This window comes from Megasphaera indica (genome assembly GCF_046614755.1).
Taxonomy (GTDB): Bacteria; Bacillota; Negativicutes; order Veillonellales; family Megasphaeraceae; genus Megasphaera; species Megasphaera intestinihominis.
Genome location: NZ_JBKKJR010000078.1, coordinates 1 through 253 on the forward strand (window position 1 = coordinate 1; position 253 = coordinate 253).

1 rRNA gene is annotated in these 253 nt (G+C 53.4%); it reads right to left on the minus strand.

The features are described from left to right. Positions 1-253: ribosomal RNA gene (locus ACFCTO_RS12245) — 16S ribosomal RNA — on the minus strand; the annotation flags it as partial.

Consider the following 253-nt stretch of genomic DNA (forward strand, 5'->3'; position numbering starts at 1 on the left):
TGAGTCCCCGGCCGAACCGCTGGTAACAGAAGATAGGGGTTGCGCTCGTTGCGGGACTTAACCCAACATCTCACGACACGAGCTGACGACAGCCGTGCACCACCTGTTTTCATGTCTTCCGAAGAAGAACGGGAAATCTCTTTCCCTGGCAATCAATGTCAAGGCTTGGTAAGGTTCTTCGCGTTGCGTCGAATTAAACCACATACTCCACCGCTTGTGCGGGCCCCCGTCAATTCCTTTGAGTTTCAGCCTT